This is a genomic window from Paenirhodobacter sp., assembly GCF_050177655.1.
GTDB lineage: Bacteria > Pseudomonadota > Alphaproteobacteria > Rhodobacterales > Rhodobacteraceae > Rhodobacter.
Window position 1 is genome coordinate 1 of the sequence record NZ_JBFXGV010000008.1, and the last position, 15,410, is coordinate 15,410.

The 15,410-nt window shown below is 68.8% G+C and carries 14 protein-coding genes; 8 read left to right on the forward strand and 6 right to left on the reverse strand.

Going from position 1 to position 15,410, the window contains the following annotated elements; all coding sequences use genetic code 11:
* Positions 1 to 199: 199 nt before the first annotated feature.
* Positions 200 to 853, reverse strand: coding sequence for a TetR/AcrR family transcriptional regulator (locus AB7U46_RS05195; RefSeq protein ID WP_428335879.1), 654 nt, complete (start codon positions 851 to 853; stop codon positions 200 to 202).
* Positions 854 to 1,019: 166 nt separating this feature from the next.
* Between AB7U46_RS05195 and AB7U46_RS05200 the strand changes: the two genes are divergently transcribed.
* Genes AB7U46_RS05200 through speB form a run of 7 tightly spaced genes read left to right on the forward strand, consistent with a single transcriptional unit; the run spans position 1,020 to position 6,935 of the window.
* Positions 1,020 to 2,075, forward strand: coding sequence for an ABC transporter substrate-binding protein (locus tag AB7U46_RS05200; protein WP_428335880.1), 1,056 nt, complete (start codon positions 1,020 to 1,022; stop codon positions 2,073 to 2,075).
* A gap of 48 nt (positions 2,076 to 2,123) precedes the next feature.
* Positions 2,124 to 2,939, forward strand: coding sequence for an ABC transporter permease (locus AB7U46_RS05205; protein ID WP_428335881.1), 816 nt, complete (start codon positions 2,124 to 2,126; stop codon positions 2,937 to 2,939).
* Positions 2,939 to 3,718, forward strand: coding sequence for an ABC transporter ATP-binding protein (locus AB7U46_RS05210; protein ID WP_428335882.1), 780 nt, complete (start codon positions 2,939 to 2,941; stop codon positions 3,716 to 3,718). The genes AB7U46_RS05205 and AB7U46_RS05210 overlap by 1 nt, the downstream gene beginning before the upstream one ends.
* Entirely contained in the window at positions 3,715 to 4,473 is a 759-nt protein-coding gene (locus tag AB7U46_RS05215; RefSeq protein ID WP_428335883.1) for an SDR family NAD(P)-dependent oxidoreductase, read from the forward strand. Before AB7U46_RS05210 ends, AB7U46_RS05215 begins: the two co-directional genes overlap by 4 nt.
* Entirely contained in the window at positions 4,467 to 5,174 is a 708-nt protein-coding gene (locus tag AB7U46_RS05220) for an SDR family NAD(P)-dependent oxidoreductase (RefSeq protein WP_428335884.1), read from the forward strand. The genes AB7U46_RS05215 and AB7U46_RS05220 overlap by 7 nt, the downstream gene beginning before the upstream one ends.
* An 11-nt stretch (positions 5,175 to 5,185) precedes the next feature.
* Positions 5,186 to 5,956, forward strand: a complete 771-nt coding sequence (locus tag AB7U46_RS05225) for a creatininase (RefSeq protein ID WP_428335885.1) — start codon at positions 5,186 to 5,188, stop codon at positions 5,954 to 5,956.
* A 10-nt stretch (positions 5,957 to 5,966) separates the two neighbouring features.
* Complete coding sequence (gene speB / locus AB7U46_RS05230; protein ID WP_428335886.1) at positions 5,967 to 6,935, forward strand: agmatinase; 969 nt, start codon at positions 5,967 to 5,969, stop codon at positions 6,933 to 6,935.
* 37 nt (positions 6,936 to 6,972) lie between these two features.
* Here the strand turns inward: speB and AB7U46_RS05235 are convergent, their stop codons facing one another.
* Both AB7U46_RS05235 and AB7U46_RS05240 read right to left on the reverse strand, forming a co-directional pair.
* Positions 6,973 to 8,376 (reverse strand): RtcB family protein, encoded by a 1,404-nt coding sequence (locus AB7U46_RS05235; protein WP_428335887.1) that lies wholly within the window; start codon positions 8,374 to 8,376, stop codon positions 6,973 to 6,975.
* A gap of 498 nt (positions 8,377 to 8,874) precedes the next feature.
* Positions 8,875 to 10,434: a vWA domain-containing protein gene (locus tag AB7U46_RS05240; protein ID WP_428335888.1), complete on the reverse strand. Its 1,560-nt coding sequence runs from the start codon at positions 10,432 to 10,434 to the stop codon at positions 8,875 to 8,877.
* Between the two features lie 171 nt (positions 10,435 to 10,605).
* Between AB7U46_RS05240 and rtcR the strand changes: the two genes are divergently transcribed.
* Entirely contained in the window at positions 10,606 to 12,177 is a 1,572-nt protein-coding gene (gene rtcR, locus AB7U46_RS05245; RefSeq protein WP_428335889.1) for an RNA repair transcriptional activator RtcR, read from the forward strand.
* A gap of 4 nt (positions 12,178 to 12,181) precedes the next feature.
* On the opposite strand, the gene arsJ is transcribed toward rtcR, so the two are convergent.
* Genes arsJ through AB7U46_RS05260 form a run of 3 tightly spaced genes read right to left on the reverse strand, consistent with a single transcriptional unit; the run spans position 12,182 to position 15,276 of the window.
* The gene (arsJ, locus tag AB7U46_RS05250) at positions 12,182 to 13,369 is read right to left on the reverse strand and encodes an organoarsenical effux MFS transporter ArsJ (RefSeq protein WP_428335966.1); all 1,188 of its coding nucleotides are present in this window, start codon (positions 13,367 to 13,369) and stop codon (positions 12,182 to 12,184) included.
* 56 nt (positions 13,370 to 13,425) lie between these two features.
* Positions 13,426 to 14,433, reverse strand: coding sequence for an ArsJ-associated glyceraldehyde-3-phosphate dehydrogenase (locus tag AB7U46_RS05255; protein ID WP_428335890.1), 1,008 nt, complete (start codon positions 14,431 to 14,433; stop codon positions 13,426 to 13,428).
* Positions 14,434 to 14,436: 3 nt separating this feature from the next.
* A complete protein-coding gene (locus AB7U46_RS05260; protein ID WP_428335891.1) occupies positions 14,437 to 15,276 on the reverse strand; it encodes a metalloregulator ArsR/SmtB family transcription factor in 840 nt (279 codons plus the stop codon).
* Between the last annotated feature and the right edge of the window lie 134 nt (positions 15,277 to 15,410).

The window sequence follows — 15,410 nt, forward strand, 5'->3', positions numbered from 1 at the left end:
CAACGCTTCATTGTAAGCCGACCAGTTCGTGGTCTTGTACTTCGTAGGGGCCCAACTGCTCATGCCATCCAGCTATCATGCTGGATTCACGCAGTGAATCCCTCACCCGATTTGTGCAACAAGGCCGCGCAGGCGGGCCGTTTCCGCCACGGTCAAACGCGGGCGCGCGCCCGGCCGTTGCGGCGGTGCAGCACCGGTCTCAGGTCGCGGGCGGGGCCGCCGGGGCAGGGGTGGCCATCGCCAGCAGCGCGTTCAGATCGTTGCTCAGATGCTGCCGGCACTGGTCCTGCGCCGCCGCGTCGGAGGAGATATATTCGATGAAGCGCGCGTTCTGCAGGTTGAAGAGCGCCCAGCCGAGATGCGTCGGATGGGTCGTCTCCGGCAGGTGCCCGGCGCCGATCAGCCGCTCGATCTCGCGGATCAGCACCGAGGCGAGGCGATTGTCGAGCTCGTGGTAGAGCTTGCCGAAGCGCGGCTCCGTGCCCGAGACCGAGGCCGCGATCACCTGCCGCCAGATCGCCTTGTCGAGATGGGTCTGGGTATGGGCGCAGACGATCTCGAAGAAGCGCAGCACGAGGTCGGTCAGGCTTTCGCACTGCCCCGCAAGCCGGCCCTCGAGCGTGGCGAGCAGCTCGCGGTCACTTTCCGCGACGAGCGCGAGCAGAACGCCCGATTTCGTGCCGTAGTAATTGTGCACTGTGACGCTGGAGACGCCGGCAATCTCGGCGATCGCCTCCATCGTGATCTTTTCCAGACCGGCTTCGAGGAAGAGGCGCTTCGCCGCGGCGATGATGCGGGCCTTGCGGTCTTCCTTCTGCCTTTCGCGGAGGCTCGTGGGCGGTGCTTCTGACATGGGGGCATCATTCCGTCGCGGGGCGGGAATTGCAATAGAATTTTTACTGAGAAAAAATTTTAGTGGACTAAAAATTTTTGTGCCGTATGGTTTCTGCAAGACAACCACCACTCACACTGCCACCACTCACCCCACCACTCACGACGACCGTCAGGGAGCCCCCGCCATGAAGACGAAGACACTGCCCCTCGCCCTCGCCGCCGTCCTGCTCGGCACCGGTGCCGCCGCCGCCAAGGACACGATCAACGTCGGTATCTGCGTTTCCTGGCCGGGTTATGCGATGCTCGAGGTCGCGAAGGAAAAGGCCCTGCTGCCGGGCTATGACCTCAACATCACCAATTTCGAGGATCCGCTCGGCGGTCATGCCGCGCTCGCCGCGGGGCAGATCGACGTCTACGGCTGCACCGCCGATTATGTGCCGGTCTCGGTCGAGGCGGGGCTGAACGAGGTGAACGTCGCCTATCTCAACCCCTCCTACGGCGTCGATCACGTCATCCTCGCCGCGGGCGTGGAGCCCGGCGATCTCAAGGGCAAGAAGGTCGCCGCGCCGCAGGCCTATATCGGGCAACTCCTGATGGGGCTCTGGCTCGACCGGCAGGGCATCGCGCCGGGCGACGTGACCTGGGTGAACCTCAACGCCGACGAGGCGGTGGGGCCGATGCTATCGGGCGACCTCGCCGCCGCCTATATGTACGAGCCCTGGATTTCCAAGGTGCTCGCGGCGGCGCCGGGCGCGAAATCGGTCGTGAACACCACCGATCCGGAGATGCTGAAGACCGGCATCTTCATGGACTCGCTCTACATGAACAAGGATTTCATCGCGACGAAGCGTGACGCCGCGCTGGCCGTGCTCAAGGCCGAATGGGACGCCCGCGGTTACTGGCACGACCATGTCGCCGAGGTGAACGCGCTGATGGCCGACTACCTGCAATGGCCGCTCGACGACATCAACGCGGTGATCGGCACCGATGGCAAGAGCCTCGACGGCGGCATCTATGTCTTCGACTTCGACGAGAGCGCGCGCACCTGCGGTGTGCTCGCGGGCGAACCGCCCTTCGGCCTGCCGAACGGCTCGATGCCGGGCTCGGTCGCACTCACCAACGACTGGTGGATCAAGCTTGGCCTGATGGAGACGAAGATCGACCCGGCCGCGGGCATCGACTGCTCGCTGATGGGCGATCTCGTGGCGCAGGGCTATCGTCAGTCCTTTGGCGCAAACTGATCGCGACCTTCCCTGCGGCTGCGCGCCGCGGGGGCAACGGAGGATCCGATGACGACCGCTTCCAAGGGGCGCAGGCCCCGCCTCCTGCAAGTGCGCGTCCCGGTTTCGGGGCGGCAGCGGCTGATCTCCGCCCTTGGCATCTGGGCCCTGTTCTTCGGGGCCTGGATCCTCGCCTCGGGCCTTGGCTGGGTGAACCCGATCCTGGTGCCGCCGCCCGGGCAGGTCTTCGCCACCATCGTCCGGCTTTTTGCCGAGCAGGGGTTTGGCGCCGATGTGCTGATCTCGATCGGGCGGGTGCTGATCGCCTTTGCGCTGGCCTGCCTCGTCGCCGTGCCGCTTGGCGTCGCGATGGGCGCCTTCCCGGCGATCGACGCGGTGCTCGCGCCCTTCGTCTCGGCCTGGCGCTACCTGCCGGCGCCCTCCTTCATCCCGATCCTGCTCATGTGGTTCGGCACCGGCGAGACGCCGAAGCTCGCGCTTCTTTTCCTCGGCGTGATCTTCTTCCTCGTGACGCTGATCGCCGACCACACCCGCGAGATCCGCAAGGAGCTGATCGAGACCGCGCTGACCCTTGGCGCCAACCGCCGCGTCACCGTGTTTCAGGTGATGCTGCCCGCGGTTCTGCCCAATATCCTCGTCGCAATGCGGCAGATGCTGGCCGTGGTCTGGACCTACCTGGTGATCGCCGAGATCGTCGCCTCCACCACCGGCATCGGCGCGATGATGATGCGCGCGCGCCGGTTCCTGAAAACCGACGAGATCCTCGCCGGCATCATCGTGATCGGGGCGCTCGGCATGGCCTTCGATATGGCCTTCGCGCTGCTGCACCGTCGCCTCTTCCCCTATCTGGAGGACAAGCGCTGATGTCCGCCCTGCTGCAAATCAAAAACGTTTCCAAGACCTTCGACCTGCCCGGCGGGCAGGCGCTCACCGCGGTCGACGATGTCAGCTTCGCGGTCGAGAAAGGCTCGATCTGCGTGCTGCTCGGCCCCTCGGGCAGCGGCAAGTCGACCATCCTGCGGATGATCGCCGGGCTCGAGCCCCAGACCTCGGGCGCCGTGCTGCTCAACGACACTCCGATCGACGGCCCGGGGCGCGAGCGCGGCATGGTGTTTCAGGCCTACAGCTCGTTTGACTGGATGTCGGTCGGCAAGAACGTCGAATTCGGCATGAAGATCAACGGCGTGCCGGCGGCGGAGCGGCGCGCGCGGGCGGAACGCTTCATCGGTCTCGTCGGGCTGACGAAATTCATCGACGCCTATCCCTCGCGGCTTTCGGGCGGCATGCGCCAACGCGTGGCGATCGCCCGCACGCTGGCGAACGCGCCCGAGGTGCTGCTGATGGACGAACCCTTCGGCGCGCTCGACGCGGAAACCCGCTGGCAGATGCAGGAGCTGATGATCGAGGTCGCCCAGGCCTCGGGCACGACGATGATCATCGTCACCCATGACATCGAGGAGGCGATCTTCCTCGCCGACAAGATCGTCTTCCTCTCGAGCCACCCGGGCCGGTTGAAGGAAGAGATCATCCCCACGTTCAAGCCGGGTCGGCTCGGCGCGAAGGAGGATGTGATCGCGCTCCCGGGCTACGCCGAGATGGAACGCAAGATCATGCGCATGATGCGCGAGGAGGGGCACAAATGACCGGGATCGACTTTTCCGGCCGCAGCGTCGTCATCACCGGATCGAGCCGGGGCATCGGCCTTGGCGTGGCCGAGGGCTTCGCCCGCGCCGGCGCCCGGCTGCATCTGGTCGCGAACGATGCCGCGGTGCATGCGCGCGCCGCGGCGCTCGGCGCGACCGCGGCCGAGGCGGATATTTCGGTCAAGGCCGAGGTGATCCGCGCGCTGGCGCCGCTCGACCGCATCGACGTGCTGATCAACAACGCCGGGCTCGAGCTGATGACGCCGATCACCGAGGACAGCGACGCGGTGAGCGACGCCTTCCGCCGGGTGATCGACATCAACGTGACCGGCACGGCGCTGGTGACCGCTGCGGCGCTGGGCCGGATGGGGCCGGGGGGCGCGATCGTCAATACCGCCTCGATCTGGGGCCGCGTGGCGGAACCCGGCTTCGGCGCCTATGTCGCCTCGAAACACGCGATCATCGGGCTCACCAAGACCTGGGCGCGCGAGCTTGGCCCCCGCGGCATCCGGGTGAACGCGGTCTGCCCGGGCTGGGTGCGGACCGAGGCCTCGATGCGCTCGCTCGGCCGGATCGCGGCCGAGGCGGGGCGGGCGGAGGACGATCTGCTGGCCGAAATCGTCGCCGGTCAGGCGCTGCCCGGGCTGATGGAGCCGCCCGACATGGCGCCGACCTATCTGTTTCTGGCCTCGGATCTGGCCGCCAATATCACCGGGCAGACGCTCGGCGTCGATCGGGGAGAAGTGCCATGGTGAAACCGCTTGCGGGCAAGCGCGCCCTCGTCACCGGCGCGGCGAGCGGCATCGGATTTGCCGCCGCCCGCGCGCTGCAGGAGGCCGGCGCCGAGGTGATCGGCCTCGATCTGCGCCCGATCGAGACCGGCTTCCCGATCCTCGCCTGTGACCTCGCGCAGGAGGCGCAGATCACCGCCGCGGTGGCGGGGGCGGCGGCCTGGCTCGGCGGGATCGACATTCTCGTCAACAACGCCGGCATCCTCGAGGAGGAGCCGCTGGCCACCCTCGGGGCCGCCCATATCGACCGGATGTTCGCGGTGAACGTGCACGGCGCGATGCTCGTCGCGCGCGAGGTGCTGGCGCATCTGCCCGACGGCGGGCGGATCATCAACACCGTCTCCGAGCTCGCCTATCTCGGCCGCGCCAATGCCTCGGTCTATGTCGCGACGAAGGCGGCGATGCTGGGCGCCACGCGGTCCTGGGCGCGCGAGCTTGCGCCGCGGATCCTCGTCAATGCCGTCGCGCCGGGGCCGACCGACACGCCGCTTCTGGGTTTCGACAGCCTCGACGCAAGCGCGCAGGCCGAGGAAACCGCCAATCCGCTTGGCCGCATCGGCCGCCCCGAGGAGGTCGCCGCCGCGGTCGTCTTCCTCGCCGGGCCGGGCGCCACGCTTTTCACCGGGCAATGCCTCGGCGCCAATGGCGGCGCCGCGATGATCTGATGGACCAGCCGATGACCGATACCGTTTTCTATGCCGAACTGCCCTGGCCCGAGGTCGAGGCCCGCATCGCCGCCGGTGCCCCCGTCTTCCTGCCGCTCGGCGCGACCGAGCAGCACGGCCGCCACATGGCGCTCAATGTCGATGTGGTGCTGCCGACCGCGATCGCCGCGCGCGCCGCGGCCGAGGTCGGGGGCCTTGTGCTGCCGACCGTCGCCTATGGCAACCGCTCGCAACCCAAAACCGGCGGCGGCCCCGGCTTTCCCGGCACGATCAATCTCACGGCGCAGACCTTCTCGCTGATCGTCCGCGACGTGATCTGCGAGCTTTTCCGCCAGAAGGTGCGCAAGATCGTCACCGTGAACGGGCATTACGAGAATATCGGCCCGACGATCGAGGGGATCGAACTTGCGCTCGACGCGATCGGGCGCGACCGCACCGACGGCCTCGTCATCCTGCGCGTCGACCACTGGGACATGGTGCGCCCCGAGACGCTCGACCGCATCTTCCCCGACGGTTACCCGGGGATCGAGCTCGAACATGCCTCGGTGATCGAGACCTCGATGATGATGGCGCTGCGCCCCGAGCTCGTCGATCTGACGAAGGCCGCCCATGACGGCCCCGCCGATTTCCTGCCCTATGACCGCTACCCGAAGCCCTGCGCCGAGGTGCCGCCCTCGGGCGTGCTGTCGCTCACCGAAGGGTCGTCGGCGGAAAAGGGCGAATGGCTGCTTGCCGATTGCACCGCCGGCATCGCCGCGGCCGTTGCCCGCGAATTCAACTGAGGACGTGAAAATGACCAAGTTCCACCAGCCGATCGACGCCGCCGAAGTGCCGCGGTTCGCCGGGCATTCGACCTTCATGCGCCTGCCGGCCGTGGCCTCGGCCGCGGGGCTCGACATCGCGCTCGTCGGTATTCCGTGGGATGGCGGCACGACGAACCGCGCCGGCGCCCGCCACGGCCCGCGCGAGGTGCGCAACATGTCGAGCCTGATGCGCAGCGCGCATCACGCCTCGGGCATCGCGCCCTTCGAGATCGCCAATATCGCCGATGTGGGCGATCTTTCGGTGAACCCGATCGACCTGATGGACGGCATCGCGCGGATCGAGGCCGGCATGGCCGCGATCGTCGCCACCGGCGCGCTGCCGCTCGCGGTGGGCGGCGATCACCTGACCACGCTGCCCTCGCTGCGCGCCGTTTCGAAAGGGCCGCGGGGTGGTGGCAAGGCGCTGGGCATGATCCATTTCGACGCGCATTCCGACACCAACGACACCTATTTCGGCGGCAACCGCTATACCCACGGCACCCCCTTCCGCCGCGCGATCGAGGAGGGCGTGCTCGATCCGAAGCGCGTGGTGCAGATAGGCATCCGCGGCTCGGTCTACGAGCCGGGCGAGCATGACTGGGCGAAGGCGCAGGGCATCCGCATCATCTACATGGAAGAATTCGTCGCCCGCGGCCCCGAGGCGGTGATCGCCGAGGCGCTCGAGATCGTCGGGCAGGCGCCGACCTACATCACCTTCGACATCGATTCGATCGACCCCTCGATGGCGCCCGGCACCGGCACGCCGGAGATCGGCGGCTTCACCACGCGCGAGGCGCAGCAGATGCTGCGGCTGCTCACCGGCGCGAACATCGCCGGCGCCGATGTGGTCGAGGTGGCGCCGCCCTTCGATCTGGCCGGCATGACCGCGCTGGCCGGCGCGACGGTGATGTTCGAGCTGATGTGCGTGATGGCGGCGCAGGTCGATCGCAACCGCTGAACGGGCAGGGGGCAGCCGCGCAGGCTGCCCCGACCGGTTAGCGCCGGCCCGTCTTGCGCTCCAGCCAGAACGGCGGCACGTCGCCCGCCATGATGCAGCCGTAGGGGTCGATGTAATCCTCGATCTCCGCCAGCCCGTGGGCACCGATCTGCGCGACGACGCTCTCCGCCCGCTTGTAGCCCGAGGGCAGTTCGGAGGCGTCGATCCCGCCCGCGTGAAAGCGGATGTCGAGCCCCGCGGTCTCGGCCTTCAGCATCTGCTCGGGCGTCACCCCGCCCATCCGGCGCCGGTGCTCGGAGCGCGAGAAATTGCGCCCCGCGCCATGCGGGCTGAAGCCGAGGCCACAGGCCGCGTCGCGCCCGCGCACCACCAGCACCGGCTCCGCCATGTTGAGCGGGATCAGCGTGAGCCCGGTCGCATCGGCCGCGTAATCGCCCCAGGCCGGGGTCGCCCCCTTGCCATGCAGGAAGAGATCGCCGCGGCGGAAGACGAAATTATGCTCGTTCCAGAACCGCGCGCCGGCCTCCGCCCGCGCCGCCTCGACCGTGGCCTGGTGCAGCGCGTTGTGATTGGCCTTCGTCCATTTCCGGATCAGCTGCAGCGCCTCCCAATAGGCGCGCCCCTCCGCGGTATCGGCGGGGATCCAGGCGTTCTGTCGGAGCGTCTGCGGCGAGAGCGCGCGGCGGAAGCGCTCGGCCACCTCCATCCCCCGCTTGTAGAGCACCGCGCCCGGCCCGCGCGAGCCGTGATGGGTCACGATCGCGGTGCGCCCGGTCTTGCGCGAGCGCCCGACGAAGAGGAAATGGTTGCCGTCCCCCTGCGTGCCCATATGCTCCTGCGCCATGCGCAAGGCCTTGGGATCGTTGAGGAAGCCATTCGCGCGAAAGGCGTCGAGCAGGTCGAGCGAGACGGTGAAACGCTGCCCCTGCGGCCGCCCGCCGGGGCCGAAATGGGTGACCTTTTGCGCCGCGTCGAGCACCGCTTTCGGATCGGCAAAGCCGAGGTCGGTGATCATCACCGAACAGCAGATATCGGCCGAATGCATGCCGGGATGGATCGCGTCGCGCGCCGCCGCCACGCCGCCCACCGGGATCGTGCCGAGCGGGCCCGCGGGGCAGGCGTCGGGCATGATCGCGCCCGCCTCGATCGTGGGGGTGCGCATCAGCTCGGTCATCGTCGCGCGGACCTTGGCGAGGTTCTCCGCCTCGTCGGCATCGCCCGCCTCGATCGTCTCGTGGAAGGGCACCGTGCCGCGGGCGCGCAGCGCGCGCTGGACCGGGGCGGGCGGGATCTCGGCGGCGAGCACGGCGCGGATCTGCGCGCGGTCGCTCCCCGCGCCCAGCATCTCGCCCGCCCGCGCCAGCAGCGCGGGAAACTGCGCGCCGGGGCGGTGGCCCCAGGCCTTCAGGTCATCCCCGGTGATCGGGGGGAGGGACTTCATCTCTTCGATCATCTCTCGATCTTTCGCGGTCATGGCCCCCGGCGACGAGGGAGAAGAAACAACCCGGGGCCCGCCCCGCATCGAAATGCGTTTGCCGTCTGGGCGTGAGCTGTGAGGGGGATCGAACCCCTCGGCTGGTCCGGAATGGTGGAGCTGTAGTTCCTTCGGCATTCGCCGGGGGGTTCCTTTCAGGGCGGAGGACAAGGGACGCGGGACATCGCTCCCCCGAGGAGCGTGCCTGAATCGAACAGGCTAGACCTGTAGTCCCGCAGGCATTCCTCCTGCTGCGATGGTGGTGGGGCGGGCGGGCCCGTCCCGGATGACCCCGGCGACAAGGGGGTGGCGAAACATCCTGCTCTGTCCGCTGAGCTACGCGGCCACAATTGGCGGCCACGGCGGGAGTCGAACCCGCGACCTGGGAATTGGAAGTTCTGTAGTTCCGCCGGCATTCGCCGGAAATCCGTTGCGTGGTGGGGGCGGGCGGACCCGCCCCCGGGTTCAGATCTCGATCCGCCCGATCTCCTCGAGCCAGTGATCCGGGCCGTCCTGCCCCTCGGCGAAGGCGGCGATCCGCTCGAAGACCGCGTCGGAGAAACCGCCGATGTTGAGCACATCGGCGCGCCCCTGCGCCTGGGTCGTGCCATAGGGCGCGATGTCGACGCAGACGAGTTTCGCCTTCGGGTTGCGGCGTTTCAGCCACTCCCATTCGCGCATCATCGCGGTCCCCTGTCCGCCCGTCCGGGCATCCACCCAGGACTGGTTGTCGGAGACGAAGACCACGAGGTCGGGCGTCTGTCCCTGCGCGTTCAGCCAGGCGAGCGGCGCCGAGCAACTGGTGCCGCCCCCCGCCAGCGCGGCAAGCCGGCTGGCGCTGGTGACGACCGTGTCGCGCGGCTCGAGCGGCAGCGGGCGCACCGCTTCGGCGAAGGGCAGCACGGTGCAGTCGCGGTTGACCCGCAGGAACGCCGCCGCGACGAGCGCCGCCACGTCCACATGCCGCACCACCGAACGCGCGCCCGGGCGATCGCCGGTCACCGCCCCGGTCATCGAGCCGGAGACATCCGGGCAGACCACGACCGGGCCACCGACCCGCGGCACGTTGCGCAGCGCGATCTCCATCGCGTCGTGCAGCGCCTCGCGGATCTCGCGCGGCATGCCGGGGGCGAGGTTCTGCACCGCGACCATCAGCTGATACGGGAAGGCACGGGCCTTTCCGATCGCCTCCGGATCGCGCAGCAGCGCCGCGACCTGCGTCCGCGTCTCGCCATCCTCGAACGCGCCGTGGCGGTGAAAGCTGTTCAGCCCCTGCCGCACCATCTGCCAGGAGCCGCGCCGCGCAAGCTCGGCCCATTGCGCCGCGCTCAGGGCGCCCTGCGTCAGCATCTGGAACGGCACCTCGGGCAGCGCGCCCACCCCGCCGTTTTCGCGAAAGACGAGCCAGTCCTGCACCGCCCGCGGCAGCGCCGCGAGATCGCAGGGCCGCCCGAGGATCCAGGCGTAAAGCGCCGCCCGCTCCGGGGTTTCCGGCTTCGGGTGGACCATCCGGATCACGTCGGCGAGCGACGGGTCGTTGCCGATCGTCGCGCCGAGCAGCGCCCGGTCGGAGGCGGCGTTCAGCCAGTGCTGCACCATCGCCTTCGGCGCGGAGCCGAGCGAGCGGCGCCCGGTCTGGCCGGAGCGCACCACCTGCACGAAGCTGCGCAGCATCCGCCCGCTGTCGACGACGCGGCCGAAGACCGCGCGGAACAGCGCCGGATCGCGCCGCGCCAGCACCGCAAGCAGCACCGCGGGCATGTCCTTCATCGCGCCGCGCTGCCGGGCAAAGACCGCGGTCTGCGCGAGAAAGCGCGGATCGACCGCCTCGGCGCAGGCCAGCGTGCGGGCCAGCTCGTCCAGCGGATCGCCATAGGCCATCGCGCCGAAAGTGCCGGTCATCGCCAGCTGCGCCAGCGCGACGGCCTCGTCATAGGCATAGGCGGGGGCCGCTTCGGCATTGAGCGCCGTCGTCTTCGGCAGCAGGCGGCCCCGCAGTGCCGCAAACACGGATTTGTTCGCCATCTCTCTCGTCCTCTCTGGATGCCCCTTTGTGCCATGCGGCGCCGGGGGCTCCGAGAAAAACCGAAAATCTGCGCAAACCATTGAAATTGATTGTAAAGTTCCGGTATTGTCGGAATGGGCCTCGTGAAATAATATCTGAAATTATACGATTTTATCGCAAGAGATACGGTCATGCGGAATGTGGTCATCGGTTTTCTCGGCACCCAGCTCGACACCGGGCGGCGGGCGCGCTGGAAGCCCAGCGTCAGCCTGTGCCAGCAGCCGGAGTTCGCGGTCGACCGGTTCGAGCTTTTGCATGACGGCAAGTTCCAGCGCCTCGCCGAACATGTGCAGCGCGAGATCATCGCCGCCTCGCCGGGGACCGAGGTGCTGCTGCGCCGGCTCGACCTCGACGACCCCTGGGATTTCCAGGAGGTCTACGGCAAGCTCTTCGATTTCGCGCGCGACTACGGGTTCGACGAGGACCGCGAGCAGTATTTCGTGCATCTCACCACCGGCACCCATGTCGCGCAGATCTGCTGGTTCCTGCTCACCGAAAGCCGCCATGTGCCGGCGCGGCTGGCGCAGACCGGCCCGCCGCGCAGCGCCGAGGACGGGCCGGGCAAGCTCGACATCATCGACCTCGACCTGAGCCGCTACAACGCGCTGCAGCAGCGTTTCGATCTGGTGGCGCGCGATTTCAGCGACCTGCTCAAGGGCGGGATCGAGACGCGCAGCCCCGCCTATAACGCGGTGATCGACCGCATCGAGCTGGTCGCGGGGCGCTCCGACGCGCCGATCCTGCTGCTGGGCGAAAGCGGCACCGGCAAGACCGAACTCGCGCAGCGGATCTACGAGCTGAAGCTGCAACGGCGGCGGGTGAAGGGGCGGCTCGTGCAGGTCAACTGTGCCACGCTGCGCGGGAGCGCGGCGCTCGCCACGCTGTTCGGGCAGCGCCGCAGTCACACCGGCGTCGCCGGCAGCGAGCGCAGCGGTCTTCTGCACGAGGCGGGCGGCGGGGTGCTTTTCCTCGACGAGGTCGACGCGCTCGGCCTCGACGAACAGGCGGCGCTGCTGCAGGCGATCGAGACCGGGCGCTACTATCCGCTCGGCTCCGATCACGAGGTCACCAGCCGGTTCCAGGTGATCGCCGGCACCGGGCGCGACCCGGTGCAGCTGGTGGCGGAGGGGCGGTTCCGGCCCGATCTGCTCGCGCGGCTCAATATCTGGACCTTCGCGCTGCCGCCGCTGCGCGCGCGGCGCGAGGATATCGAGGCGAACCTTCATCACGAGCTCGCCCGGGCGGAGCGCGAGCTCGGCCTGCGGGTCGGGTTCAACACCGATGCGCAGGGGATGTTCCTGCGGTTCGCGGCCGATCCGGCGACGCCCTGGCCCGGGAATTTCCGCGATTTCGCGGGCTCGGTGCGGCGGCTCTGCACGCTGGCGCCGCGCGGGCGGATCACCCGCGCGATGGTGGCCGAGGAGATCGAGGGGCTGCGCCGGCTTTGGCGCGGGATGGCCCCGGATGCCGATGCGGGGCTGCTTGCCGATCTGCTGGGCGCGCAGGCGGAGGAGGTCGATCCCTTCGACCGGGTGCAGCTGGCCGAGGTGATCCGCGTCTGCCGCAGCGCGCCCAGCCTGAGCGCGGCGGGGCGGCAGCTTTTCGCGGTCTCGCGCGCGCAGCGCAGCTCGGTGAACGACGCCGACCGGCTGCGGAAATACCTGCAGCGCTTCGGTCTCGACTGGGCCGCGGTGGCGGGCTGAGCGCTCAGCCCGCGGCGAGGCGGCGCGCGGCGATCCAGCTCGCCGCGGCCATCACCCCTGCGGTGGCGAGGCAAAGCGGCAGCCCTCCGAGCTGATAGCTCAGCCCCGAAAGCAGCGTGCCGATCAGCCGCCCCGCCGCATTCGCCATGTAGTAGAAGCCGACGTCGCGGGTGATCCGCTCGGCCGATCCGAAGGCGAGGATCAGGTAGGAATGGACCGAGGAATTCACCGCGAAGACGAAGCCGAAAAGCAGAAGTCCCGCGACCAGCGTCAGCGTGAGCCAGGGCGCCGGCCCGCCCGCGATCCAGGCTGCGGCGGCGAGTGCGAAGGGGATCGGCACCAGGAGCCCCGCCCAGCGGATCGCCTTTGTGACCATCGCGGCCTCGGGCTGGCTGCGCGCGCCGAGGAGCCGCGGCGCCGCGGCCTGCACCGCGCCATAGCCGACGATCCAGGCCGCCATGAAGCCGCCGACGAGGAAGAAGGCCGCGCGTGCGCCCGCGGGCGTGCCGTCGGAGAGCACCGCGTCGAAATAGACCGGGATGCCGACGACGAACCAGACGTCGCGCGCGCCGAAAAGGAACATCCGCGCGAGGGAAAGGCGGTTGACGCGGGCGTCCTTCGAGCGCCAGCCCGACCAGGCCTCGGAGGATTTGATCCGCCCGGGCAGGCCCGCGGGCAGGAACAGCACCACCGCGATCAGGATCGCGGCGAGCACCGCCGCCATGCCCCAGACCGCACCGCGAAAGCCCACGGCGCCAAGCAGCACCGCGCCGAGGAAGAAGCCCAGCCCCTTCACCGCGTTCTTCGACCCGGTGAGCGCCGCGACCCAGCGGAAAAGCCCGCCCTCGCCCGTGGGGGCGAGCAGCTTGACCGCGGATTTCGCCGACATCTTGGCAAGATCCTTCGCCACGCCGGAGACCCCCTGCACCGTCATCACGAAGGCGACGGAGGCGCCGATGCCCCAGCCCGGATCGAGCTGCGCGAGCGCCACGAGCGCGCCGATCTGCAACGCGAGCCCGCCGTAAAGCGTGGCGGCAAGGCCAAAGCGCGCGGCAAGCCAGCCGGCGCCGAGATTGGTCACGATCCCCGCCACCTCATAAAGCAGGAAGAGCCAGGCGAGCTGCACCGGCGAAAAGCCGAGCGTGTTGAAATGCAACAGCACCAGCATCCGCAGCGCGCCGTCGGAAAGCATGAAGGCCCAATAGGCGGCGGTCACCGCCGCATAGGCGCGCAGGGGGTTCGGGGCGCTCACATCGACCCCGCAACCAGACGCACGATATCGGCAAGCCGGCAGGAATAGCCCCATTCGTTGTCATACCAGGCGTAGATCTTCACCTGGGTGCCATTCGTCACCATCGTCGAGGGGGCGTCGATCACCGCCGAACGCGGGTCGTTGGTGAAATCGCTCGAGACGAGGGGCCGCGTCTCGAAACCCAGGATCCCCTTCAGCGGGCCTTCTGCGGCGGCCTTGAGAAGCGCGTTGACCTCCTCGGCACTGGTCGGGCGTTCCACCTCGAAGACGCAATCGGTGAGCGAGGCGTTGAGCAGCGGCACCCGCACCGCATGGCCGTTCAGTCGGCCCTTCAGCTCGGGATAGATCAGGGTGATCGCGGTGGCCGAGCCGGTGGTGGTGGGGATCAGGTTCGCGAGCGCCGAACGCGCGCGGCGCATGTCCTTCGCGGGGCGGTCGACGATCGTTTGCGTGTTGGTCACGTCATGGATCGTGGTGATCGACCCGTGCCGGATGCCGAGGCTTTCGTGGATCACCTTCACCACCGGGGCGAGGCAATTCGTCGTGCAGGAGGCCGCGGTCACGAGGGTCTGCGTGCCGTCGTAAAGCGCATGGTTCACGCCATAGACGAGGTTCAGCGCGCCGCCGTCCTTCACCGGGGCGCTGACCACGACCTTGCGCACCCCCGCCGCGTAATAGGGCGCCACCTTCGCCGCGGTCTTGAACACGCCGGTCGCGTCGATCACCAGATCGACGCCAAGCGCGGCGAGCGGCAGCGCCTCGATCGTCCTTTCCCGGGTCAGGCGGATCGTCCGCCCGTTCAGCACCAGCGCGCCCTCGGCGGCGGCGACCGGCGTCGCCCAGCGGCCGTGGACCGTATCGAATTCGAGCAGCAGCGCCTGCTGTTCGGCATCCCCTTCGGGGTCGTTGAGCAGCACGATCTCGCCGCCTGCGCCCTGGTCGATCAGGGCGCGCAGCACGAGTTTGCCGATCCGGCCAAGGCCGTTGAGCGCGATGCGGGGCATGGGTCAGTCCTTTTCGGGCAGGGTGCCGATCGCGTCGACACGGGATTGCAGCGCGGCCCGGTCGAGGCGCGCGAAGGGCAGGGCGGCGAAGGCGGCGATCCGGCGGCGCAGCGCGCCATAGGTCTCGGCGAAGACGAGCGCGCGCTCGGCCTCGGTGCCGGTGGCCTGCACCGGGTCGGGCAGGCCCCAGTGGCCCGAGATCGGCTGGCCGGGCCAGGGCGGGCATTCCTCGGCGGCGGCGGTGTCGCAGACGGTGAAGACGAAATCCATCGCCGGCGCGCCGGGGCGCTGGAACTCGGAGAGATGTTTCGAGCGCAGGCCCGAAATGTCATGGCCGTTGCGGGCGAGGACATCGAGCGCGAAAGGGTTCGGCGTGCTGCCCGGGCGGGTGCCCGCGGAAAAGGCCTGGAATTTCGCGCCGCCGAGATCGCGCAGCAGCGCCTCGGCAAAGAGCGAGCGGGCCGAGTTGCCCGAGCAGATGAAGAGCACGTTGAAGCTTTTGTTCGCCATCGGGGGCACCTCGGTTGCGGAGCCGCGCAGCGCGGTCATCAGGTCGGGGCGCGCCCGGCCGACGTCGAGCGCGAGATAGCCGATCAGCGCCTCGGTCACCGGCAGGTCGACCCGGTAGTAAAGCGAGCGCCCCTGCCGCGCGACGAGCACGAGGCCCGCGCCGGCGAGGTCTGCGAGGTGATGCGAGAGTGTGTTCGCCTTGATCCCCAGCGCCGCGGCGATCTCGGTCGGGCGCACGCCGCGCGGGGCGAAGCGCATCAGCAGCCGGAAGACCGCGAGGCGGTCGGGATGGCCGAGGGTGGCGAAGGCGGTGGCGGCAGCGTTCTGTTCCATAATTCACGATTTATCGAAATATAAGCGCGCGTCCAGTGAAGCTTTGATGACAGACGCAAGACGGGGGCACGGATTTGCAGGCTTGATTGATCCAGGTCATGGCGGTAATTCACGCTTATGCGCAGATGCGCATA